The sequence below is a fragment of the Streptomyces sp. NPDC026522 genome (genome assembly GCF_055567555.1).
The window spans coordinates 412,785-434,043 of record NZ_JBVHQF010000001.1 but is presented as its reverse complement, the minus strand read 5'-3'; the positions used below and the strand labels follow the sequence as shown (position 1 = coordinate 434,043).

Below are 21,259 nucleotides of genomic sequence, written 5' to 3'. Positions count from 1 at the left end.
CCCTGCTCACTCCTGGATGCGCAGCGCAAGCGCCGGGCAGCGGCGGACCGCGCGCAGCGCCTTCGGCCGCAGCCGTCCCGGGACCGGCATGACGCCCTGGGCCGGGTAACCGTCGGGGTCCAGCCTGACGATGTCGGGCAGCAGGTCGACGCAGAGGCCGTGGCCCTTGCACAGCGTCCAGTCCACGACGAGCCGTTCGGGGCTCTCGTCGGCCGGCAGCGGCAGCGCGCCCAGGGCGCGGCGCCCGCAGCCGCTGCCGAGCGCGTGGTCGCGGAACTCGTCGGGGAACACGGCCAGCGCGGAGGCCACGAAGGCGGAGGTGCCGTCGGGGTGGCTGCACGCGCCGCGGCCGAGCACCGAGCGCATCCGCGCCTGGACGGCTTCCAGGGCCGGGCGCCCCCCGCCGCCGACGAGGGCGTCCACCGCGTCGGCGAGCGAGGGCAGTCCGCGCGCGCACGGCCCGCACTGCCCGGCGGACTCGTCCGCCATCCAGCGGGTGACGCGGGCGACTTCCCCGGCGGGGCAGGTGTCGTGGGGCAGCGGCAGTACGGCGCCCGCCCCGAGTACGGCGTCGAGCGAGGCGAGCGAGCGCCGGGAGAGCGCGGCGGAGCGGGCGGCGGCCGGGCCCAGCCAGCGGCCGTGGTAGCCGCCGACCAGGACGCCCTGGCCGGGTTCCGATCCGCAGAGCTCCAGGACGTACGCCAGGGACGTCCCGGTCGGCACTTCGACGACCGTGGCTCCCCCGACGGTCAGCATGACGGTGCCCGGCTCGTCGTCGAGGCCGGCCATCCCGTACCCGGCGGTTCCGAGCCGGGCGGCGACGGCGAGCTGGGCGTAGGTCTCGGTGTTGGACAGCAGCGTCGGCAGCCCGCCCAGGCCCCGGTCACTGGTCCGCACCTTCTGTCCGGACGGCAGCGCGGGGCCGCCCTCGATGCCGTTGATCAGGGCGGTGCCCTCCCCCGTGACGAAGCGTTCGGGGAGCCGGGCCACGCGGACCCGGCGGTCCGCCGGGTCGCGCTCGGCGACGGCGGCGCGCAGCGAACCCTCCACGTCGTCCCGGGTGACGCCGACGACCACGTCCTCGGCGCCGAGCGCGTCGGCGGCCAGCAGTGCCCCGTCGAGCACCAGGTGCGGGACGTGCAGCAGCAGGGCGGTGTCCTTGAGGCAACTGGGCTCGCCCTCACTGCCGTTGACCACGACGGCGGTCCGGCCGTCGCGGCCCCGGGCGGAGCGGGTGACGGCGCGGAGTTTGCGGGCGAAGGGGAAGCCCGCTCCGCCGCGCCCCTTGAGGTCCACGCTCTCGGCCAGGTTCGCCAGTTCCTCGGCGGGATAGCGGGGCAGGGCCCCGTGCACCGCCAGGTGCCCGGCGAGGTCGAGGCGCGCGGCCAGGTCGAGCCCCGCCAGCAGCCGGGGGCTGCCCACGCAGCCGAGGGCGGGGCGGGACACGCCGGTCACTGGCGCCCCCGCGCCCCGCCGAGCGGTTCACCGGGGCGGTCGGCCACGCCGAGCCTGCTCGGTATGAACACCGCGGGGTACGGCTGCGTGCCGTACGGCGGCGGCTCGTACGGCGGCGCGGCGGCCGGCGGCGGTTCGTACGGCGGCGCGGGGTACTGCTGCCCGGCGACCGACTGGCCGGAGACCGACTGCCCGGCGTACGGCTGTCCGGCATACGGCTGCGCGGCCGGCCGGGGCGGGGCCGACGGACCGGCCGCCGCCCGGGCGGCGGCCGGCGCATCGCCGAGCGGACCGGGGCTCGGCCCGCCCGCGGCGGCCGACTGCGTCTGCCGGGCCAGCCGCGCGGTCAGCCGCGCGGCCGCCCATTCGGCGGGCTTGCGGACGAACGGCCTCGGCGTGCGCGGCGGCCCCTGCCCGGGCACGCGCGGCGCGGTCGGCGGGGCGACGGGCGGGCGGCCCGGAAGCGCACGCAGGCGCGCGCGCAGCCGGACGACGAGGACGGCGGCGACGCCGGCCAGGCAGAGTCCGTACGCCACGGTCACCCAACCGGAGGCGGGGCGACCGGCCTTGAGGCCGTGGACCAGGGAAGCTCCCCACGCCGGGTAGGCGCCCACGTGCAGGGCCCGCCACCAGATCGAGCGGCCCTTGGTGGCGAACGCGCTGCGGGCGGCGCCCGAGACGGCCACGGCGACGAAGAGGTACCCGGCGAGCGTGCCGAGGCCGATCAGGACGGGCCGGTCGGGATCGGCGAACGGCAGGACGACGGACGCGGCGCCGGTCTGCGCCTGCGCGACCTTGACCCAGATGTGCAGGGCGAGGAAGGCCAGCCCGGCGACGGCGAGTCCGCGGTGCACTCCTTGGGCGACGAGCCGGTGGCCGGATGCCAGGACCGTGCGGTCGGTGGCGGCCAGGCCCCACAGGACCGTTGAGGTGAGCGAGACGAGCGAGAGGACGCCCGCGCCGTAGTCCAGGAAGTCCCACAGCCGGGCCAGGGCGCCCGCCTGGACCGCGACGGTCAGTGAGACCAGGCCGGCGAGGGCGGCGGCGGACAGCGCGGCGGGGTGCAGCCCCCCGGCGGCGGACAGCAGTGGCGGCCGGCGCACGGCGCGCCGTCCCGCCGCCGCGGTGGCCGTACCGGCGTGGCGTCTGGTGCGGCGGGCCCGGTGTGAGCGTGGCGTACGCGGCTGGGGCAAGGGCATCTGGTTCTCCCATACGCCCGGACCCGAGCACTCCACCTCGCGCTCGGCGCCCGGGGTAGTCGTCGGAACTGCTCCGCGGCGGGCGGGAGATGGCGCCTCACCGACCGGGGAGCGGGGGCCGGAGTGCAGAAGCATCGTGGAGCTTCGCAGCACCTCCACGGGATTTATCGAAACGTGATAATTTCTGGCGCCCGCGCAGTCATCGCATCGAACATCCCCGGAAGATTCCCTTCCAGTGGTGCGGTCACGACGAGGTTGACGCCTTGTCCGCCGCCACACCTCCCCGACGGCAAAATCCAGGCAAGGTCGCGGGACTGCAAGTGGATGGCACGCTCCTGGAGGGAGTACGAGGCGTTCGAACTCCTCCGCCGGCACTGACGCCGGCGGGGGAGGGAGGCGGCCCCGACAGGCTTGTCACCCTCCCACGGGGCAGGCCATACCCCGGCATGAACGAGGTAACAATGTGCGAACTGCTGAACCGCATCTGGTCCCGCCCCCGCGGCGAATGGACCCGGGTCCTGCGAAGGGAACTGCCCGCGCTGGCCGCGGGGATCGTGGAGGAGCTCCGGGAGGGCATTCCCGGATTCGGCGAACTGATCGGGGACACCGACGAAGAGGTGGTCAGACAGCGGGTGGAGACGGCGCTGCTCACCGTCCTCGGGTACCGGGAGTCCTGCTCCGAGCCCGAGGGGGAACACCCGCAGGAGTCCGGACGCCCCGGCCGGGAGCCTTCCGCCGGCGGCCAGCTGGTGCCCCTCAAGGCCGTTCCCTCACCGCGCTCCGAAGCTCACGGCACTGCGGCGGAACGGGCGCGGCGGGAGCTCTTCACCAGCCTTACGGGTGACATGCCCATGTCTGAAATAGCCCTGTCGGAACTGGCCGCCACGGCCGGATGGCCCCTGCCGGCCACCGTACGCGCCGTCGCCCCGGCCACCCCCGGGGAGATGCAGCAGCTGGCGGGCGTACTGGACGACGCGCTCACCGGGATGGTCGGCGGGCAGCCGTGCCTGCTGGTCCCCGCACCCGATCCGGACGCCCGCGGGCCGTTGGAGTGCGCGCTGCGCGGGCGCTTCGCCGCCGTCGGGCACCCCGTCGCGTTGCGGGACACCGCCTCCTCGCTGCGCTGGGCGCTGAGACTGCTCCACCTGACCCCGGTCCGGCCCGGCGCCGAGGCCCGCGCCGTCTTCGTGGACGACCACCTCTCCACCCTGCTGCTGCTCCAGGACGAACCCCTGGCGCACGCGCTGGCCGCGCGCTGGCTGCGGCCGCTGGCGGACCTGACCCCGCGCCAGAGCGAGCGGCTCGAAGTGACCCTGCTCGCCTGGCTGGAGGGCGGCGGCGCACCGGAGGCGGCCAAGGCGCTGAGCGTGCACCCCCAGACCGTGCGCTACCGCATGCGGCAGTTGGAGAAGCTCTTCGGGACGGGCCTGCGGGACCCGCGCACCCGGTTCGAGCTGGAGATGGCCCTGCGCACCCGCCGTCTGATGGCTCAAGTACGGCGCCAGCACTCGCGCGTCAGCCGCCGGGCCCGCGTCGTGACCGCCGAGTTCCGGCCGCCGCTCGGCGCCGGCCGGATGGCCCGGGTCAACGGCCTCTAGTCTCCCGGCTCTTGGCCCCCAGATATCCGGCCCCGGTTCCCGCCCCCGTCAGCGCGGCGCGGAACCGGGGCCGTGGGCGTGCGCGGCCATGACCGCGTTCAGGTCGAGCAGTTCCGCGTACGCCCGCGAGCAGGACCGGCATCCCGCCAGGTGCCGGCCGAGCCCGCCGGCCCGGGGCGCGCCGCGGCGCCGGACGGCCGCGCCGAGCATCTGGGCGTACGGCCGGCAGCGGTCGTCGCCGTCCGGGCCCTGGCCGAGGTGCGCGCTCAGGTAGGCCTCGCGCAGTCCCTCGCGGGCCCGGAAGGCCAGCGAGGTCACGGCGCTCGGGGTGATGCCGAACAGCGCCGGGACCTGGTGCGGGCAGTCTTCCTCGACGAGGGTGTGCCACAGCACGTCCTTCCAGCGCCGGGGCAGGGTGTGGAAGGAGCGGGCGGCCAGCCGGCGGTCCTCCTCGGACAGCAGCCGCTGCTGCGGGTCCTCGCCGGCCGGCCCCGGGCGGCACCAGGGTTCGACGTCCGGGGTGAGGACGGTCCGGCCGTCACCGGCCCGCCACTCGCTGGCGGTGTGCCGGACCACCGCCAGCAGGTACGGGCGCCAGTGGTCCCGCGGTCCGGCGCCGGACCGGACGGCCTGGAGGGTGCGGACGAAGGCCTCGGAGACGAGGTCCTCGGCGTCCTGCGGGGCCCGGCAGCAGCCCCGCGCGCAGGCCAGGAGGGCACCGCGGTGGCGCCGGTACAGCAGGTCGCAGACAGAGGGGTCGGTGGCGCCCCGGGCGTAGGACCGCCTGAGCCGCCGGGTGAGTTCCCGCTCGCTGGGCGGCGCCCCGCCGTCGGGTGGTGCACCGGCCGTGGTGCGGTGAGAGCCGGACATGACGATCGCTCCTCGCATGCGTCGGGGCCGTGCCGCCGCCGGGCGGCGGCACGGCGCGGTGCCGGTCCGAAGTCGGCTTCGGACCGGCACCGCTCTCGGGGCGACGCGGGGAGTGGGAGGGGGCGTCGCCCCGAGGGTCTCAGCGGCAGGCCTGCCCGCCGTTGATGCAGCGCACGGCGCCGGCCATCAGGCCGTCCGACATGACGTTGATGAAGTCGCCGTGGTCGGTCACCGGCTTGTGCAGCTGCTCGGGGAAGCTGTCCACGGCGAACCGCGCGCCGGGCGGCACCGCGTAGGTGATCCGCTGTACGAGCTGCGGGATGGCCTTGAAGCCGGCCGGGCAGGAGCCGTCACGGCGGGCGAAGGCCACGTGGGTGCGGTGGTTGGCGCTGTCGGCGTTCTTCCCGTCCCAGCAGCTCTGGAAGCTGAACGTCCGTACGACGTCGCTGCCCTTGGGGCAGACCGGGTACTTGTCCTTCAACTGGCGGTTCTCGAAACCGGTGCAGCTCCAGGAGGCGTTCGCGTTGGCCGTGCCGTTGGTGAGCGCCTTCGCGTCACCGGTGATGATCCGCAGGAAGCGCGGCATGGCGGTGACCGGTCCCGTGGCGCTGCCCTTGAAGTCGATCGTCACCTGCTTCGGCTGGAGGATGGTGCCGACGTTGGCGTCCTGGCCGCCGCCCGGTGCCTTGGCGTCCTTCTCCGCCCGGCCGTCGCGCAGCCGCAGCACCGGCCAGTAGTAGGTGGACTGGTCGCCGTTCGTGCAGGTGGTGCCGGAGGCGGCGAGGCTCTTGTTGGTGGAGAACCCGTCCGTCGTCTTGTTGCCGACGTAGTCGTGCATGTGGTGCGCCCCGTTGCTCACGCCCGGCGCGACGATCACGTTGTCCGGGTTGAGGTGGCGGTTCTCGTTGCGTCCGCACTGGACGGCGAAGGAGCCCGTGGACGCCCTCGCCTGGGGGGCGGGGGTGCGTACGTTGGGCTTCACCGTGCCGATGACGACGAAGTCGGAGCGGGCCGGGCCGCTGCCCTTGCCACCGGCGCTCTTGCCCTGGGCGAATCCTTGGGCGTCGGCCGGAGCGCCCGCCTCGGCGGCGGTATCGGCGGCGTCGGCGGCCGCGGCCTGCTGCATCGAGCAGCCGCTGAGCGCCTCCAGCCCGTCGGGGCGGGCCGTGGACCGCCCGATGGCGTCGGCCATCCCGGTGATGGTCTTCTGCCGCTTGCCCTTCAACTCGCCCAGCAGGGCGTCGCCCTTGGCCCGGCCGGTGGCGAGGCGCTGGTAGGAGTCGGCTATCTGGGTGTCCAACTGCGCCAGGTCCTGGTCGACTTCGGCGCGTACGGGGTCCGGTACCTCGCGGAGCCGGTCGCCCACGTCGGGACAGTCGATGGTGGCGGTCACCGGCGCAGTGCGCGCGGAGTCCTGTCCCGCGGAGGCCGCCTGTTCGACGATCACGACTCCGCCGCCGCCCAGGACCAGGGCGGATACGAGGGCGAGGGCCTTGTGGGACGGCCTCAGTCGGCGTTTGTGGCCCTTTGGGCTCATGCGATCACTTCACTTCGTCGGTCGGGGAACGGTGGAAGGGGCGGGCGAGACGTCCGCCAGGCCGTCGAAATCGACGAGGCCGCTGGCTTCGAGGACCGAGATGTGGTCCAGGACGGTGGAGTTGGCGTCGGTGGCCAGGTCCCGCACCATCGAGTTGCGCGTCTGGGCGCGGATCTGGGCGACGAGGGCGAACACCTTGCCGTGCGCCCGGCGCAGCAGCTGGACGAACAGCCGCTCGTACTCGTTGCCCTGGGCCTTGTCGAGCTGGTCGAGCCAGCCCTGCTGCTGGGCGCTGGGCCGGTCGGGCAGTTCCATGCCGAGGGCCTGTGCCACCTCCCTGACATGGCGGTCGAGTGCGGTGTGGCCTTCGATGAGGTGCTCGCCGGCGGTGCGGACGGCGGGCCGGGTGGCCCGCTGTTGCGCCTGCCGTCCTGCGGGAAGCTCCCACAGTCCGGCGAGCCGCACCTTGCGGACGAAGTCCCGGTCCTGGGGCGTCAGCGGCCCGAAGGCGGTGCTCATGGTTCCGCCGCCGTCGTCGTCGCCGGAGGGGGCGGCGGCCGCGGCCGCGGTACCACCGAACTTCTGCACCGGGATCAGCAGCGCGACCAGCGTGAACGCGAGGGCGCCGATGACGATGAGCGTCCCCATCACGTGTCGCGAGGCGACGGACATGGCGGCGCCGTTCGGCCGGCGGAATGACAGCACTGTGCCTCCTTGCTGCGTGGGCAGGGAGGGGCGGCATGGCCGGAGTGTCCGGCGGCCACGCCGTGTGCACCCGAGCTCCCTGGGTGCCAAGGGACGCTAGTGCCAGTCGGGGTGCCCGTTCGGAAGGACCATCACGAACGGACAAAGATCCGGGCAACGCCTCGTACGGCTGGTACGGTGCCGCGTTCGGCCTCTGCCCCACGGGGAGCCCAATCCGCCGGGCGTGTCGGCCAGTTGTCCGGAATTGCCTTCATTCGCGGGGAGGAGCCCGACCAGCTCTCCGGGAGGATCCGCTCCGGGCCCTCGTGCCACAGGGTGGACGGGAACCGTCGCCCCCGCCGAAAGGAACGGCCTCCCCGTGCGCATGAAACGCCTCACCCCGCTGCTCGCCGCAGCCGGGCTCATCGCCACCGCCCTCCCGCTGCTGACCGCCCCCCAGGCGTCCGCCGCCCCGGACACCGGGTTCGTCGCGCGGCAGCCCGCCTGGCACCGGTGCAGCGCGGACCAGCCGGCCGCGTACGAGTGCGCGGCCGTCACGGTCCCGCTGGACTACCGGCGCCCCGCGGGGCGCACGATCGACCTCGCGATATCCCGGATGAAGAGCGGGAACCCCGCGAAGCGGCACGGCGTGCTGCTGCTGAACCCGGGGGGTCCGGGCGGCTCGGGGCTCGACCTGCCGCTGCAGATGAACGAGCAACTGCCCCAGGAGGTCCGGGAGCAGTACGACCTGATCGGCTTCGATCCGCGCGGGGTCGGCGCGAGCAGTCCGATCAGCTGCGGACTGTCCCCGGAGGAGCAGGACGTCCTGCGGCCCTACCGGCCGGAGGGCTTCCCGTCCGACGTGGCCTGGGCGCGGACCGTGGCCGACAAGTGCCGTGCGGCATCCGGGTCGGTCCTGCCCTTCATCACCACGCGCAACACCGCTCGGGACATGGACGCGATCCGTTCGGCACTGGGCGAGCGGAAGATCTCGTACCTGGGCTACTCGTACGGGACCTACCTGGGCGCGGTGTACACCCAGTTGTTCCCGGCCCGCACGGACCGCTTCGTACTGGACAGCGGCGTCGACCCGCAGCGGATCTGGCGCGGCATGTTCCAGGTGTGGGCGAGCGAGACGGAGCCCGCGTTCGCGCGCTGGACGCGGTGGACGGCGCAGCGGTCGGCCGAGTACGGGCTGGGCGACACCCCGCAGGCGGTCTCGGCGACGTTCTGGGCGCTGGTGGCCCGCGCCGACAAGGACCCGATCCCGCTCGACGGCGCCAAGCTGACGGGTGACGACGTCCGGGCGCTGCGGGCGGTCTTCTTCTACCCCGCGCAGGCGGCTCCCGCCGTCAAGGCGCTCAAGGACGCGTCCGAGGGCAGGCCGACCGCGCTGTCACCGGCGCAGCGCGAGCTGCTGCGGCCCGCCGCCGAGCCGGCCTCGGACAACGGTACGGCCGTGCTGCTGGCCGTGGTGTGCGGGGACACGGAATGGCCGCGCTATCCCGAGCAGTACGAGCGGGAGACGGTCCGGGACAAGGCCGCGTACCCGCTGTACGGGGACTTCTCGTCCAACATCAAGCCGTGCGCCTTCTGGCCGAGGCCGATCGAGGCCGCGACGCCGATGAAGACCCCGGCGCGGGTACTGACGGTGCAGAACGAGTGGGACTCGCAGACCCCGCTGGTCAGCGGCCAGGGCTTGCACCGCGCGCTGACCGGTTCGCGGATGGTGCTGGCGGAGGGCGGTGAGGGGCACGGCGTGTACCTGGTCGACCCCGCCTCCTGCGTCATGGCACCGGTCGGCGCGTACCTGACCACCGGGCGGCTGCCGGCGCGGGACGTGACGTGCCGCAGCGCTCCCGGCTCGGCCGAGCGGCGCTCCGCGTCGCCGAACCCGTCGCTTCCGACGCCCTTCCTGTTCTGATCGTGCTCGTTACGGTCCGGCCGGCCGGCTGAACGCGGGCCGGCAACGCCCCCGACGCCCGCGTGGCGCGGGGGCATTGCCGTGCGCCGGTCCGGCCGGTCAGGCGGTCCGGGCCCGCGCCAGCAGCCCGGACAGCAGGAGCTCCAGCGTCCCGCGCAGGGTGGGGGCGAAGTCGACGCACAAGGCGGCGAGCGACGGATCGGCCTCGTAGGCCGCGCGCATGGCGGCGGAGGGGTGGGCGTGGGCCCAGACCGCGCCGCTGATCATGGTCGCGGACAGGACGAACCGGAAGGCGTCCGCCTCGCCCAGCTCCGGCAGGTGGGAGGCGATCTGCCCGGCCAGCGCCGTGGCGCCGGCCATGGCGGCCCGCTTGTAGCCCGCGGCGACCTGCGGGGAGACGTTCCGCTCCAGTACGGCGGCCTGGGCGCTGATCAGGTCGCACAGCACCGGGCGGGCGACGAGGGCCTGCGCGAGGCAGTCCGCGATCCGGTCGGCCCGCTCGGCCGCCGGGGCGTCCGCCACCGCCCGGGCCAGCGCGCCGTCGAGGTGGTCGACGAGCTCACGGGACGCGGCGGCGAGCAGTTCCAGCAGGACGGCCTCGCGGGACTCGAAGTAGCGCAGCACGTTCGACTTCGCGAGGCAGACCCGGCGCGCGAGCTCGTTCAGCGTCAGCTGGGCGACCGGCATCTCGGTGAGCATGGCGGCCGCCGTGTCGAGGATCGCCTGGCGGCGGGCGGCACGCTGCTCCTCGCTGCGGGCGCGCTGGAACTTCGTAGGCAGGGTCACCCGACCAGCGTACAGACCTGCGGTCTGTTGTTATCAGACCAGCGGTCTGCTAGCTTCGGAAGGAGCATCAGACCGCCGGTCTGTTATCGCACTTCCCCGAGGAGTACGTCATGTACGCCGTTCCCGACCAGTCCGGAAAGCTCGCCGTCGTCACCGGCTCCAACAGCGGCACGGGCAAGGAGGCCGCACGCCGGCTCGCCGAGGCGGGCGCGCGCGTCGTGCTCGCGGTGCGTACGCCCGCCAAGGGGGAGCAGGCCCGCGCCGAGATCCTGGCCCGGCATCCGCACGCCCGGGTGGAGGTGCGCCGGATCGACCTGGCCGACCTCGCCTCGGTGGCCGCCTTCGCCGACGCGTTCCTCGCCGACGGCGTCCCGCTCGATCTGCTGGTCAACAACGCCGGGGTGATGGCTCCCCCGACCCGGATGACCACCGCCGACGGCTTCGAGCTCCAGTTCGGCAGCAACTTCCTCGGCCCGCTGGCGCTGACGGTACGGCTGTTGCCGGCCCTGCTCGCCGCGCCCGCCCCGCGCGTCACCACGATGAGCAGCAGCACCGCCAACTTCGGCAAGGTCGACTTCGACGACCTCCAGTGGGAGCGCCGGCGCTACGTCCCGATGCTCACCTACGCCCAGTCCAAGCTGGCCGACCTGATGATGGCCCGCCACCTGGCCGTCCTCGCCGCCGGGCAGAAGTGGCCGCTGCGCAGCACCGCCGCCCACCCCGGCTACACGAAGACGAACCTCCAGACCGCCGGCGCCAGCCTCGGCCGGGGCGAGCCCTCACGGCTGCACGGCCTCGTGAGCAAGCTGGACTTCCTCCCCAAGCAGGAGGTCGGACCGGGTACGGAACCGCTGCTGTACGCCGCCACGAGCCCGGACGCGACCGCAGGCGGCTACTACGGCCCGAGCGGCCTGTTCGGCCTGGTCGGCCCGACGGCCGAGTCCCGCATCACCCGGCGCGCCCTGGATCCCGCCGCCAACGCCCGGCTCTGGGCCGTGGCGGAGCGCCTCACGGGCGTCGGCCCCGCAGTGGCCGCCGCAGCCGGCTGAGCGGCGCGGCCGGGGCCCCGGAACCCGCCCGGGGCCCGCTCGCGCGCAGCGGGGTGAGCAGTCCCGCGCCCACGATCAGCAGGCAGAACGCCCCGGCGCCCAGGCTGACGGCGGGGACCCCGTGCCGGGCGGCCAGCGCGGTGAGCACGGCCGCCCCCGCCGGGCCCGAGGCGTTGTGCACCGTCCAGAAGGCGGAGGTGACCCGGCCCAGCAGGTGTTCCGGGGTCACCTCCTGGCGCACGGTCATGGAACAGACGCCGCCGAGGGTCAGCCCGAACATGAACAGGGCGGCCGGCCCCGCGATGACCGGCGCGCTCCGGCTGACGCCGATCCCGGCGAAGGCCACCGCGATCGCGCCGACCGAGCCCAGCCAGCAGACCCCGAACCCGAGGCGCCGGCGCAGCGGCCCGGCGGCGAAGGCACCGGCGAGCGTGCCCACGCCGCTCGCCGCCATCACGTAACCGAGGGTGGCGGAGCCCTCGTGCAGGTCGTGCTCGACCCGGTAGATCAGCAGGTCGGTCGCGCCGAGGGTGACGAAGGTCAGCAGGGTGAGCAGGACGGTCAGCGGGCGCAGCAGCGGGTGCGCCCACAGGAACCGGAACCCGGCCGCGAACATCTCGCGCAGCATGGCGGCTGCGCCCGGTCCAGGCCGCTCCCGCGCGTCGCCGGGCCGCGGGGCGAACCGGACCCGGAGCAGGCTGACGGCGGACACCAGGAACGTCGCGCCGTCCAGCCCCAGCGCCCAGGCCGGTCCCACCCCGGCCGTTACGGCGCCGGCGATCACGGGTCCGAGCAGGGTGCCCAGGGCGAAGGCGCTCATCAGCCGCCCGTTGGCCCGGATGAGGTCCTCGGGCGGCACCAGGGCGGGCACCGCCGTCACGTAGGCCACGTCGAAGAGGCCCTTCAGCACGCCGACCGGCGCGGTCAGCAGGTACAGCAGCCAGACGCCGTGGGTGGCCGGCCACAGGAAGGGCACCACCCCGAGCAGCAGGGCCCGCGCCAGATCGCAGCCGATCATCAACCGGCGCCGGTCCGCCCGGTCGACCACGTATCCGGCGAAGACGCCGGTGACCACCGCGGTGGCCGCGGAGACCACCGTGACGAGGCCCATCTGGAAGACCGACCCCGTCGCGGCCAGCACCAGCAGCGGCAGCGCGACCGCGGAGACGGACCCGCCGAGGACGGACAGCGTCTGCCCGAGCCAGAAGACGTTGAAGTCCTGGTTGCGGGAGAGCGCACTCACCCGAGCAGCGCGTAGACCGTCGAGGCCTTCGCGGCCGGCTCGGCCGAGCCGTCGGGGGTCATGGTGATGTCGGCGAAGGCCATCCGCTTGCCGAGCTTGGTGATCCGTACGTCGATCAACACGTCGGCGTCCACGACGGGCCGTTGGAAGCTCGTGGACTGCTGGACGGTGGTCATCGGCCCGTACCCGCCGCGGGCGGCGCAGACGGCGATGACGGTGGCGGTGTCGGCGGCGGCCATCAGGGCCTGGCCCGACAGCCCGCCGCCGTCCCGGGCCAGCTCCGCGGACCACGGCAGCCGCAGTACGGCGTGCCGCTCGCCGGTCTCCCGGACGGTGAGGCCGAGGGCGAGCACCCAAGGGGCGAAGTTCTCGGCGAGGATCCGGTCGGCGTCTGCCGGTGTGAGGGTCATCAGGGGATTGTGGCGGCCCGCCGGGGGCCGCCACAACACGATTTCCCCGTCCCGGGGTTGGAACCGGTCCTACCGGGTCACAGGCTCGCGGCGAGCTCCGTGCCCTGCCGGATGGCCCGCTTGGCGTCCAGTTCGGCGGCCACGTCGGCGCCGCCGATCAGGTGGGCGTCGACACCGGCCGCGCGCAGCGCCTCGTACAGGTCACGGCGCGGCTCCTGCCCGGTGCAGAGCACGACGGTGTCGGCGGGCACCAGGCGCTGCTCGCCGTCGACGGTGATGTGCAGGCCCTCGTCGTCGATCCGGTCGTACGTCGCCCCGGCCACCGAGACGACGCCGCGGTGCTTGAGTTCGGCGCGGTGGATCCAGCCGGTCGTGGTGCCGAGGCCGGCACCGACCTTGGTGGTCTTGCGCTGGAGCAGGTGGACCCGGCGCGGCGGCGCGGGCCGCTCGGGGGCGGTGAGGCCGCCCGGGCCGGTGTACGCCGTGTCGACGCCCCAGTGGCGGAAGTAGACGGCCGGGTCCTGGGCGGCGCCCTCGCCGTTGTCGGTGAGGAACTCGGCCACGTCGAAGCCGATGCCGCCGGCGCCGACGACGGCGACGCGCTCGCCGACCGGGGCGCCGTCGCGCAGGACGTCGAGGTAGCTGACCACGTTGGGGTGGTCGACGCCCTCGATGTCGGGGGTGCGGGGGGTGACGCCGGTGGCGACGACGACCTCGTCGTAGCCCTGGAGGGTCTCGACGTCGGCGCGGGTGTTCAGGCGCAGGTCGATGCCGTGGGCGGTGAGCCGGTTGGCGTAGTAGCGGATGGTCTCCGCGAACTCCTCCTTGCCGGGGATGCGGCGGGCGATGTCGAGCTGGCCGCCGATGTGCCCGGAGGCCTCGAACAGGGTGACGGCGTGGCCGCGCTCGGCGGCGGAGACGGCGCAGGCGAGTCCGGCCGGGCCGGCCCCGACGACGGCGACGCGCTTCTTCGTCCGGGTCGGCGACAGCACCAGTTCGGTCTCGTGGCAGGCGCGCGGGTTGACCAGGCAACTGGTGATCTTGCCGCTGAAGGTGTGGTCGAGGCACGCCTGGTTGCAGCCGATGCAGGTGTTGATGGTCTCGGCGGCACCGGCGCGCGCCTTGCTGACGAAATCGGCGTCGGCGAGGAAGGGGCGGGCCAGCGACACCAGGTCGGCGCGCCCGTCGGCCAGCAGCTCCTCTGCGGTCTCCGGCGTGTTGATCCGGTTGCTGGTGACGAGGGGAACGGATACCGAGCCCATGAGGCGCTTGGTGACCCAGGTGTAGGCCCCGCGCGGGACGGAGGTGGCGATGGTGGGGATGCGGGCCTCGTGCCAGCCGATGCCGGTGTTGATGATGGTGGCGCCGGCCGCCTCGATCTCCTTGGCGAGGCGGACGACCTCTTCCAGAGTGGAACCGCCCGGGATCAGGTCGAGCATCGAGAGGCGGTAGATGAGGATGAACTCCTCCCCCACGGCCTCGCGGGTGCGCCGCACGATCTCCAGCGGGAAGCGGACGCGGTTCTCGTACGCCCCGCCCCAGCGGTCGGTGCGCCGGTTGGTGGCGGCGGCGATGAACTCGTTGATCAGGTAGCCCTCGGAGCCCATGATCTCGACGCCGTCGTAGCCGGCCAGCTTGGCGAGGCGGGCGGCGCGGACGAAGTCCTCCACCGTCCGCTCGACCTGTACGTCGGTGAGCTCGTTCGGGACGAACGGGCTGATGGGCGCCTGGAGGGGAGAGGGGGCGACCAGGTCCTTGTGGTAGGCGTAGCGGCCGAAGTGGAGGATCTGCATCGCGATCTTCCCGCCTTCGGCGTGCACCGCCTCGGTGATCACCCGGTGCTCGGCGGCCTCGTCCTCGGTGGTGAGGCGGGAGCCGCCCTCGAAGGGGCGGCCGGCGTCGTTGGGGGCGATGCCGCCGGTGACGATGAGGCCGGCGCCGCCGCGGGCGCGCTCGGCGTAGAAGGCGGCGAGGCGCTCGAAGCCGCCCGCGTGCTCTTCGAGGCCGGTGTGCATGGAGCCCATGATCACGCGGTTCGGCAGCGTGGTGAAGCCGAGGTCCAGGGGGCTCAGCAGGTGCGGGTACCGGCTCTGGGACATGGGGGGCGCCTCCTCGCGCGGGGGTGATGGACCTGTTCTAGCGAGGGACCCCAGGTTTTGCAACTAGGTGCATAACAGCCTGGGGGCCGTCCTCCCCGGGATTCCCGGGGAGGACGGCCCCGCTTGTGGCGCAGTTCACGCCCCCGCGGACGCCCGTTCGCCCGCGGTGGGTACGCTGACCGGTCAGGTGCGGCGCAGGCGGACCGTGACGATCTGGAACGGGCGCAGGGTCAGCGGGAGGGCCCCGCCGGGGGTGGGGGCGCCGAGGGCGGTGGCCGGCAGGGGCCGCTCCAGCAGGTCGCACTCGGTGGCTGCCACCGGCCCGAAGTCCGCGGTCAGGGTGGCCGTGGCCCGGCCGCCCAGGGACTCGTACAGCCGGACGACGACGTCCCCGCTGCGGTCCTCGGCCAGCTTGACCGCCGCCACCACCACCGCGTCGTTGTCCACCACCACCAGCGGCGCCACCGGGGCCGCCCCGGACACCACCCGCTCCGGCAGGTTCAGCGCGTGCCCCTCGCGCACGGCGTCGCCGATCGTCGCACCGGGCGCCAGCGAGCAGGCCACGGTGTGGGTGCCCTGGTCGGTCTCCGGGTCGGGATAGCGCGGGGCGCGCAGGAGCGAGAGCCGGACGGTGGTGGTCTGCCCGCCGTCGGGGCGTACGTCCCGGGTCACGTCGTGGCCGTACGTGGAGTCGTTGAGGACGGCGGCGCCCCAGCCGGGTTCCCCGGTGTGGATCCACCGGTGGGCGCAGATCTCGAACTTGGCCGCCTCCCAGGAGGTGTTGGTGTGGGTGGCCCGGTACACGTGCCCGAACTGGATCTCGGCGGCGGAGCGGTCGGCCTTCACGTCCAGCGGGAACGCGGCCTTGAGGATCTTCTCCGTCTCGTACCAGTCCACCTCGGTACGGATGTCGACCGTCTTGGCGCCCGCCCGCAGCGCCACCGACTGCACCACCCGGGACGAGCCGAAGGAGCGGACGGCCCGGACCTCCGCCGCCCGCGGCCCGGCCGCGGTCGCCTCCAGCGCTTCCAGGTCCACCAGGTCGGTGACCTGGTGGCGGTAGGAGGCGTCGAGGTCCCAGGCGTCCCACATGTTCGGGAAGTCGGGGTGGATCTGCAGCAGGTTCGCGGCGGCCCCCGGCGCGACGGACTCGCGGCCGGCCTCCAGGTCGTAGGCCGACACGATCAGCCCGCGGCCGTCGACCTCCACCCGCAGCCGGCCGTTGGCGAGGACGTACCCGCCGGCCGGCCGCTCGCCGAGGGTGACCGGCCCGGCGGCCGGCTCAGGCGCCCCGGCGCCCCCGGCCGGGACTCCGCGCCGGGTGTGCGGGGCGCAGTTGAAGACCAGTTCCCGGGTCCCCTTCCCGGCCAGTGCGAGCTGCGCGGCCAGGGTGATCCCGGTCAGCTCCTCCCGTACCCGGCGGTACGTCTCGCGCGCCTCGCGGTGCACCCAGGCGATGGAGGAGCCCGGCAGGATGTCGTGGAACTGGTGGAGCAGCACGGTCTTCCAGATCCGCTCCAGGTCCTCGTACGGGTACGCGTACCCGGCGACCCGGACCGCGGCGGTCGCCGCCCACAACTCCGCCTCGCGCAGCAGTGACTCGGCGCGCCGGTTGCCCTGCTTGGTCTTGGCCTGCGAGGTGTAAGTGCCCCGGTGCAGCTCCAGATACAGCTCTCCGGCCCAGACGGGGGCGTCCCGGTACTCCGCGTGCGCCTTCTCGAAGAAGGCGTCGGGCCGCTCGATCTCCACGCGCGGCGAGCCTTCCAGGTCGCGCAGGCGCCTCGCCCTCGCCAGGTGCTCGCGGGTGGGGCCACCGCCCCCGTCGCCCCAGCCGAAGGGCACCAGGGAGCGGGAACCACGCCCCTTCTCGCGGTAGTTGCGGGCGGCGTGGGCCAGTTGTGCGCCGCCCAGGTCGCTGTTGTAGGTGTCGACGGGCGGGAAGTGCGTGAAGACGCGGGTGCCGTCGATGCCCTCCCACCAGAAGGTGTGGTGGGGGAACGCGTTGACCTGGGACCAGGAGATCTTCTGGGTCAGGAACCAGGTGGAGCCGGTGAGTTTGACGATCTGCGGCAGGGCGGCGGTGTAGCCGAAGGAGTCGGGCAGCCAGACGTTGCGGGTCTCGATCCCGAACTCCTCCCGGAAGAACTTCTTGCCGTAGAGGAACTGGCGGACCATGGCCTCGCCGCCCACCATGTTGGTGTCGGACTCCACCCACATGCCGCCGACGGGCACGAACTGTCCGTCGGCGATCTTCTTCTTGATCCGCTCGAAGAGCTCGGGCCGGTGCGTCTTGATCCAGTCGAGCTGCTGGGCCTGGGACATGGCGAAGACGAACTCGGGGTGCTCGTCCATCAGGTTCACCACGTTCGACGCCGTCCGCGCCACCTTGCGGACCGTCTCGCGCAGCGGCCACAGCCACGCGGAGTCGATGTGGGCGTGGCCGACCGCGCTGATCCGGTGCGCGGAGGCGGTGGCGGGGGTGGCGAGCACCCCGGCCAGCCGCGCCCGGGCCGCGGCCGCCGTACCGGGGACGTCGTCCAGGTCCAGGGCGTCCAGCGAGGCGTCGACGGCGCGCAGGACCGCGTACCGCCGGGCGTCGTCCCCGTCGAGCTGCGTCATGAGGGCGTGCAGGACGTCGAGGTCCTGTACGAGTTCCCACACCTCGCTCTCGAAGACGGTGAGGTCCATCCGGGCGAGCCGGTAGAGGGGCTGGTCCCCGCTGGTCTGCCGGTCCCCCTCGTAGGTGGGCCGGTGCTCGACCAGCACCGGGTTGGCGGCGGCTTCGACGTACCACTCGATCCGCTCGCCGCCCTCGGCGCGGTCGGCGACCCGCACCCAGTCGTTGTACGGGTTGAGGGCCTTGATCTCGGAGCCGTCCGCGCCGTGGACCAGGCCCTCGCACTGGAAGCCCGGCATCATCCGGTCGAACCCGAGGTCGAGGACGGCTTCGACGCTGCGCCCCGCCCAGTCGTCCGGGACGGTGCCGGTGACCTTGAACCAGGTGGTGCCCCATGCGGGGCCCCACGGATCTCCGGTCGCGCAGGGCCGGTAGCGGGCCGCCAGCCCCTCCCCCACCGGGACGGGCTCGCCCGGTGCGTCCCAGCGCTCGACGGTCAGCGGCAGGGAGCGGGAGTGGACGGCGGGTGTGACGCGCTCCTTGAGGACCCGGCGGAGGCGGAGTTCGGCAACGCTGCGGTCGTCGTGCATGACGGCTGCTCCAGGAAGGGAAGGGCGGGCGGCGGGGCGGGGCTCAGAGCTTGACGGCTCCCTCGCCCACGCCCTTGAAGAAGTAACGCTGGAGGGCGAAGAACAGGAGCATCATCGGGATCAGCGCGGCCATCGCGCCGGCGGCGATGATCCGCTGGTCGTTGACGGTGGTCGCGCCGGCCAGGGTCTTCAGGCCGAGTTGCAGGGTGTAGTGCTCACTGTCGGTCAGGACCAGCAGGGGCCACAGGAAGTCGTCCCAGGCCCCCATGAAACTGGTGAGGCAGACGACGGCCAGGGCGCCCTTGGCGGACGGCAGGAACACCCGGGTGAACCGGGTCCACTCGCCGGCGCCGTCCAGCAGTGCGGCCTCCTCGATCTCCCGGGGGACGGCGAGGAAGGCCGCCCGCATGACCATGATGTTGAGGACGGAGACGGCGCCGGGCAGCCAGACCCCGATGAGCGTGTCCACCAGTCCCATAGCGCGCACGGTGAGGAACATCGAGATCATGACGGACTCGAAGGGGAACATCAGGGTCGCCACCAGCACGGTGAAGACGATCTTGCGGCCCTTCCAGCCGGTGCGGGAGAGCGCGTAGCCGCCCATCGAGGCGAAGACCGCGTTCGAGGTCACGGCGAGGGCCGCCACCACCAGCGTATTGCCGGTGTACTGGAGGAGCGGGAACGATTCGGCGACCCGGAGGTAGTTGTCGAGGGTGGGCCGGGCCGGCAGGACGCCGTCGTACACGTTCTCCGTACGGCCGCGCAGCGAGGTGAGGAACTGCCAGCCGATCGGACCGAGCATGACGACCAGCAGCAGGCTCAAGGTGGCGTACCGGCCGGCCAGACCGGTCAGCCGGCGGCCGCGGCCCGCGCGCCGGCTCCGTGCGCCGCCGGCCGCGGCGCGTGCGCTCACCTCTCGTCCCCCTTCGTGAGGCGGTGGCCCAGCAGGCTGAACACCAGCGTCAGGAGGAACAGCAGGAGGGAGACGGCGCAGGCGTAGCCGGTCTCGCCGGAGAAGCCGAGGCCGACCTGGCGGATCAGGAAGGGCAGGGTACGGGCTCCCCCGCCGGGGCCGCCGCTCTCGCCGCCCAGGATGTAGATCTCGGTGAACACGCGCAGCGCGGAGATCGCCGAGAGGGTGCCCACGAGGAGCATCATCGGTTTCACCTGGGGGACGGTGACGCTGAAGAAGCGTCGGACGGCGCCCGCTCCGTCGAGGGCGGCCGCCTCGTAGAGGGAGACGGAGACGTTCCCGAGGGCCGCGAGGTAGAAGACCATGTAGTAGCCGAGGCCCTTCCACACGGTCACGATCATCGCGGAGACCAGCAGCATGGTGCTGTCGGTCAGGAACGGGACGGGCTCGGAGACGAGGTGGAGGCCGCGGAAGACCGTGTTGACCAAGCCGTCGCTGCGCAGCACCCACTGCCACATCAGGCCGACGACCACCGCCGAGGCGATCACCGGGGTGTAGAAGGCCGACCGGAAGAACCCGATGCCGGGGATCTTCGTGCGTACGAGGACCGCGAGGGCCAGCGGGAGCAGGACCAGGCAGGGCACGACGACCAGCAGGTAGAGCACGCTGTTGCCGGTCGCGAGCCAGAAGTCGGGGTCGGCGAAGGCGCGCCGGTAGTTGGCGAAGCCGGTGAACCGGCCGCCGCGCAGGATCTGGGCGTCGGTGAAGGAGAGGATCACCGTGTTCAGGAACGGCCAGATGCTGAAGAGGACCACCAGCAGCAGTCCGGGGGCGAGGAAGAGGTACGGCGCCCACCGCACCGGCCGGCGGGCCGCCCCGGGGGACGCGGGCCCGGCCGGGGCGGGCGCCGCCGCCCTCATTTTCCCGCCGCGTCGGCGAGCAGCCTGTTCGCCTCCTCCTGCGCCTTCCGCACCGCCGTCGCGGCGTCCTGTTCGCCCTTGACGGCCTTCTGCACCTCGCGGACCACCGCGTCACCGACCTGGTTGGTCCACTGCACGGGGGTGTTGGCGTCGAGTTCGGCGCTTTTCAGCTCCTCGGCGCCCACCGCCCGGGCCAGCGTCTCGGCGTCCTGGCCGTCGCCCCGGTCGGCGAAGTACGGGTCCGCCAGCCCCTTGGCGTTGGACGGGTAGATGGTGGCCCTCTTGGCGAACGCGACCTGGTTGGGGCCGTTGGTGACCCACTTGGCGAATTCCGCCGCCGCGTCCGGGTGCGGGGTGTCCTTGCGGATGCCGAGCGACTGGGCGTAGACGCCGATGTGGCCGAGCCGTCCGGTGACCGCGCCCGCGACCCGGGTGGTGGCGTAGACCTGGGGGGCGTTCTGCTTGATGTCCTTGACGAAGCCCGGCGAGCCGGGGCCGAAGACGAGTCTGCCCGCGCCGTAGAGCTGGTTGATGTCATCGGACTTGAGGAGGGATTCCCTGGGCATGGCGCCCTTGGCGTAGAGGGACTTCATCCGATCGACCCACTCGACGGCCTTCGGGGTGTCGAAGACGAACCCGTTCTTGGCGCCGTTCAGGATCGGGACGCCCATCTTCTGCCAGTCCCCGGGGAGCCGTCCCTTGGGGTCCGCCATGAAGGCGGCGTACCGGCCGCCGGACCGGTCGGCGATCTGCTCGGCGTAGTCGAAGAACTGCTCCACGCCCACCGGAGGTCTGTCCGGATCCAGTCCGGCCTTGCGGAAGAGGTCCGTGTTGTACGTGAGGATCTCCGGGGTCACGTACCAGGGGTAGGCGAAGACGCTGTCGCCCTTGCCGGGAAGTTTGAACTGCTCCCAGGCTCCGGGGACGTACTCCCCGGCCACATCCGGGTCGAGCCGTGCGACGTCGGCGAGCATGCCGCGGTCGCCGAGGAGCTGGAAGGAGTCGGTGGAGAGGTTGACGACGTCGGGCAGGGCGCCGGCCTGGGCGTCGGCGACGAGCTTTTCGTTGTAGCCCTCGCCCGGCACGTCCTCCCACTCCACCTTCACGTCGGGGTATTTCCGCTGGAAGGCGTCGATGACCCCTTGGACGTACGGGGTGAACACCGGTTTCAGCTGGAGGGTGCGGAAGGTGATCTCGCCGGCCACCTCGCCGGTCCTCGCCGCCTCCCGCGCCTCTCCCGGGCCGCCGAGCCCGCACGCGGCGGCCGACAGCAAGGTGCCCGCGGCGAGGGCTGCGAGGACCGTGCGGGTCATGGGGGAACGGGTCATCGTCGCGGCCTCCAGGGGGGATTCCGGCAGCGCTGCC

16 protein-coding genes are annotated in these 21,259 nt (G+C 73.3%); 3 read left to right on the top strand and 13 right to left on the bottom strand.

Annotated elements, in window-relative coordinates:
* Positions 1-6: 6 nt before the first annotated feature.
* Both ACZ4M3_RS01940 and ACZ4M3_RS01935 read right to left on the bottom strand, forming a co-directional pair.
* Positions 7-1,455, bottom strand: coding sequence for an NADH-ubiquinone oxidoreductase-F iron-sulfur binding region domain-containing protein (locus tag ACZ4M3_RS01940; RefSeq protein ID WP_467729253.1), 1,449 nt, complete (start codon positions 1,453-1,455; stop codon positions 7-9).
* Positions 1,452-2,654, bottom strand: coding sequence for a hypothetical protein (locus ACZ4M3_RS01935; RefSeq protein WP_467729251.1), 1,203 nt, complete (start codon positions 2,652-2,654; stop codon positions 1,452-1,454). Before ACZ4M3_RS01935 ends, ACZ4M3_RS01940 begins: the two co-directional genes overlap by 4 nt.
* Positions 2,655-3,100: 446 nt before the next feature.
* On the opposite strand from ACZ4M3_RS01935, the gene ACZ4M3_RS01930 reads away from it, so the two are divergent.
* The gene (locus tag ACZ4M3_RS01930) at positions 3,101-4,252 is read left to right on the top strand and encodes a PucR family transcriptional regulator (protein ID WP_467729249.1); all 1,152 of its coding nucleotides are present in this window, start codon (positions 3,101-3,103) and stop codon (positions 4,250-4,252) included.
* 48 nt (positions 4,253-4,300) lie between these two features.
* On the opposite strand, the gene ACZ4M3_RS01925 is transcribed toward ACZ4M3_RS01930, so the two are convergent.
* The 3 genes from ACZ4M3_RS01925 to ACZ4M3_RS01915 all read right to left on the bottom strand — a co-directional run bounded on the left by ACZ4M3_RS01925 (position 4,301) and on the right by ACZ4M3_RS01915 (position 7,364).
* Positions 4,301-5,122: an RNA polymerase sigma factor gene (locus ACZ4M3_RS01925; RefSeq protein WP_467729247.1), complete on the bottom strand. Its 822-nt coding sequence runs from the start codon at positions 5,120-5,122 to the stop codon at positions 4,301-4,303.
* 139 nt (positions 5,123-5,261) lie between these two features.
* Positions 5,262-6,659 (bottom strand): DUF1996 domain-containing protein, encoded by a 1,398-nt coding sequence (locus tag ACZ4M3_RS01920; RefSeq protein WP_467729245.1) that lies wholly within the window; start codon positions 6,657-6,659, stop codon positions 5,262-5,264.
* 9 nt (positions 6,660-6,668) lie between these two features.
* A complete protein-coding gene (locus ACZ4M3_RS01915) occupies positions 6,669-7,364 on the bottom strand; it encodes a DUF4142 domain-containing protein (protein WP_467729243.1) in 696 nt (231 codons plus the stop codon).
* A gap of 364 nt (positions 7,365-7,728) precedes the next feature.
* Between ACZ4M3_RS01915 and ACZ4M3_RS01910 the strand changes: the two genes are divergently transcribed.
* Entirely contained in the window at positions 7,729-9,267 is a 1,539-nt protein-coding gene (locus tag ACZ4M3_RS01910) for an alpha/beta hydrolase (protein ID WP_467730102.1), read from the top strand.
* 99 nt (positions 9,268-9,366) lie between these two features.
* Here the strand turns inward: ACZ4M3_RS01910 and ACZ4M3_RS01905 are convergent, their stop codons facing one another.
* Entirely contained in the window at positions 9,367-10,047 is a 681-nt protein-coding gene (locus ACZ4M3_RS01905) for a TetR/AcrR family transcriptional regulator (RefSeq protein WP_467730100.1), read from the bottom strand.
* Between the two features lie 116 nt (positions 10,048-10,163).
* Between ACZ4M3_RS01905 and ACZ4M3_RS01900 the strand changes: the two genes are divergently transcribed.
* Positions 10,164-11,102 (top strand): SDR family oxidoreductase, encoded by a 939-nt coding sequence (locus ACZ4M3_RS01900; RefSeq protein ID WP_467729241.1) that lies wholly within the window; start codon positions 10,164-10,166, stop codon positions 11,100-11,102.
* On the opposite strand, the gene ACZ4M3_RS01895 is transcribed toward ACZ4M3_RS01900, so the two are convergent.
* From ACZ4M3_RS01895 to ACZ4M3_RS01865, 7 genes are all read right to left on the bottom strand, one after another.
* Positions 11,062-12,345 carry an MFS transporter gene (locus tag ACZ4M3_RS01895; protein WP_467729239.1) on the bottom strand — a complete coding sequence of 428 codons (1,284 nt, stop codon included), beginning with the start codon at positions 12,343-12,345 and terminating at the stop codon, positions 11,062-11,064. The genes ACZ4M3_RS01900 and ACZ4M3_RS01895 overlap by 41 nt on opposite strands.
* The gene (locus ACZ4M3_RS01890) at positions 12,342-12,755 is read right to left on the bottom strand and encodes a PaaI family thioesterase (protein ID WP_467729237.1); all 414 of its coding nucleotides are present in this window, start codon (positions 12,753-12,755) and stop codon (positions 12,342-12,344) included. Before ACZ4M3_RS01890 ends, ACZ4M3_RS01895 begins: the two co-directional genes overlap by 4 nt.
* Positions 12,756-12,832: 77 nt before the next feature.
* Positions 12,833-14,854 carry an NADPH-dependent 2,4-dienoyl-CoA reductase gene (locus tag ACZ4M3_RS01885; protein ID WP_467729235.1) on the bottom strand — a complete coding sequence of 674 codons (2,022 nt, stop codon included), beginning with the start codon at positions 14,852-14,854 and terminating at the stop codon, positions 12,833-12,835.
* A gap of 183 nt (positions 14,855-15,037) precedes the next feature.
* A complete protein-coding gene (locus ACZ4M3_RS01880) occupies positions 15,038-18,061 on the bottom strand; it encodes an alpha-mannosidase (RefSeq protein WP_467729233.1) in 3,024 nt (1,007 codons plus the stop codon).
* Between the two features lie 43 nt (positions 18,062-18,104).
* Complete coding sequence (locus ACZ4M3_RS01875) at positions 18,105-18,974, bottom strand: carbohydrate ABC transporter permease (RefSeq protein ID WP_467729232.1); 870 nt, start codon at positions 18,972-18,974, stop codon at positions 18,105-18,107.
* Positions 18,971-19,894, bottom strand: a complete 924-nt coding sequence (locus ACZ4M3_RS01870) for a carbohydrate ABC transporter permease (RefSeq protein ID WP_467729230.1) — start codon at positions 19,892-19,894, stop codon at positions 18,971-18,973. The genes ACZ4M3_RS01875 and ACZ4M3_RS01870 overlap by 4 nt, the downstream gene beginning before the upstream one ends.
* A complete protein-coding gene (locus ACZ4M3_RS01865) occupies positions 19,891-21,222 on the bottom strand; it encodes an ABC transporter substrate-binding protein (RefSeq protein WP_467729228.1) in 1,332 nt (443 codons plus the stop codon). Before ACZ4M3_RS01865 ends, ACZ4M3_RS01870 begins: the two co-directional genes overlap by 4 nt.
* Positions 21,223-21,259: the final 37 nt, after the last annotated feature.